2 rRNA genes (1 of these 2 cut by a window edge) are annotated in these 2,500 nt (G+C 58.2%); both read right to left on the reverse strand.

From position 1 onward, the window contains the following. A 23S ribosomal RNA gene (locus Pen02_RS41330) occupies nucleotides 1–1,567 on the reverse strand; the annotation flags it as partial. Between the two features lie 374 nt (nucleotides 1,568–1,941). Continuing rightward, a 16S ribosomal RNA gene (locus Pen02_RS41335) occupies nucleotides 1,942–2,500 on the reverse strand; it runs 958 nt beyond the window's last position.

Below are 2,500 nucleotides of genomic sequence, written 5' to 3' on the forward strand. Positions count from 1 at the left end.
CGGGTGGTTAGCACAACGAGGTTCATCACGGGCGCTCCTACACGGGTACGGGAATATCAACCCGTTATCCATCGACTACGCCTCTCGGCCTCGCCTTAGGCCCCGACTCACCCAGGGCGGATTAACCTGGCCCTGGAACCCTTGGTCATCCGGCGGAAGGGTTTCTCACCCTTCTTTCGCTACTCATGCCTGCATTCTCACTCGTGCCGCGTCCACAACTGGGTCACCCCGCTGCTTCACCCCCGGCACGACGCTCCCCTACCCACCCACACACCTGCACAACCACCCGAAAGTAGTCGCGAAGTTAATGTGTGAATGCCACAGCTTCGGCGGTGTACTTGAGCCCCGCTACATTGTCGGCGCGGAACCACTTGACCAGTGAGCTATTACGCACTCTTTAAAGGGTGGCTGCTTCTAAGCCAACCTCCTGGTTGTCTATGCGACCCCACATCCTTTTCCACTTAGCACACGCTTAGGGGCCTTAGCTGGCGATCTGGGCTGTTTCCCTCTCGACTACGAAGCTTATCCCCCGCAGTCTCACTGCCGCGCTCTCACTTACCGGCATTCGGAGTTTGGCTGATTTCAGTAACCTTGTAGGGCCCCTAGACCATCCAGTGCTCTACCTCCGGCAAGAAACACACGACGCTGCACCTAAATGCATTTCGGGGAGAACCAGCTATCACGGAGTTTGATTGGCCTTTCACCCCTAACCACAGGTCATCCCCCAACTTTTCAACGTTGGTGGGTTCGGCCCTCCACGCGGTCTTACCCACGCTTCAGCCTGCCCATGGCTAGATCACCCCGCTTCGGGTCTAGAACACGCGACTACACGCCCTATTAAGACTCGCTTTCGCTACGGCTACCCCACACGGGTTAACCTCGCCACATGCCACTAACTCGCAGGCTCATTCTTCAAAAGGCACGCCGTCACCCCAAAAGGCTCCGACGGATTGTAGGCGAACGGTTTCAGGTACTATTTCACTCCCCTCCCGGGGTACTTTTCACCATTCCCTCACGGTACTCGTCCGCTATCGGTCACCAGGAAGTATTTAGGCTTACCAGGTGGTCCTGGCAGATTCACGGCAGATTACAGGAGTCCGCCGCTACTCGGGAACACCCACAAAGGAGACCAGCTGCTTTCACCTACCGGACTATCACCGTCTACGGTTGGCTTTCCCACACCATTCAGCTAACAACTGGTATTTGTAACTCCCCACACGAGTGTCAGCCCGTGTCATGAGGTCCCACAACCCCGACCACGCAACCCCTGACAGGTATCACACGCAACCGGTTTAGCCTCAATCCGCTTTCGCTCGCCACTACTCACGGAATCACTATTGTTTTCTCTTCCTACGGGTACTGAGATGTTTCACTTCCCCGCGTTCCCTCCACACACCCTATGAATTCAGGTGCAGGTGACACCACATGACTGGTGCCAGGTTACCCCATTCGGACACCCTGGGATCACAGCTCGGTTGACAGCTCCCCCAGGCCTATCGCGGCCTCCCACGTCCTTCATCGGCTCCTGGTGCCAAGGCATCCACCGTTCGCCCTTGACAACTTGACCACAAAGATGCTCGCGTCCACTGTGCAATTCTCAACAAACGACCAACCCACAACCCACCACCCCACACCAGCAACCTCAGCCAGGAAAAACCCCAGCCACGATCCGGTATGCGGGGCCAGGCGTGCCTGGCAGAGACAACAACCACGATCCGTCACCGAACCCATGCTTGTTCTCTCAGGACCCAACAGGATGCTCTACATTCCCCACCAGCCGCACCAACCCGAAACTTTCCACACCCCCAAAGGGGCCGTACTCGCCATGGTTGGCCGTTGCCAGCCGTGAACTCGCCAGTGTCTCCGCCAACGAGCACCCCACCACCACACTCTTGGGCGGTGCGGGCTCCTACCCGACCTTCGCCGGGAGGTGCTCCTTAGAAAGGAGGTGATCCAGCCGCACCTTCCGGTACGGCTACCTTGTTACGACTTCGTCCCAATCGCCAGCCCCACCTTCGACGGCTCCCCCCCTTACGGGTTAGGCCACCGGCTTCGGGTGTTGCCGACTTTCGTGACGTGACGGGCGGTGTGTACAAGGCCCGGGAACGTATTCACCGCAGCGTTGCTGATCTGCGATTACTAGCGACTCCGACTTCACGGGGTCGAGTTGCAGACCCCGATCCGAACTGAGACCGGCTTTTTGGGATTCGCTCCACCTCACGGTATCGCAGCCCATTGTACCGGCCATTGTAGCATGCGTGAAGCCCTGGACATAAGGGGCATGATGACTTGACGTCATCCCCACCTTCCTCCGAGTTGACCCCGGCAGTCTTCGATGAGTCCCCGCCATAACGCGCTGGCAACATCGAACAAGGGTTGCGCTCGTTGCGGGACTTAACCCAACATCTCACGACACGAGCTGACGACAGCCATGCACCACCTGTGACCGCCCCCGAAGGACCCCACATCTCTGCAGGTTTTGCGGCCATGTCAAACCCAG

It is taken from the genome of Plantactinospora endophytica (genome assembly GCF_016862915.1).
Taxonomy (GTDB): domain Bacteria; phylum Actinomycetota; class Actinomycetes; order Mycobacteriales; family Micromonosporaceae; genus Plantactinospora; species Plantactinospora endophytica.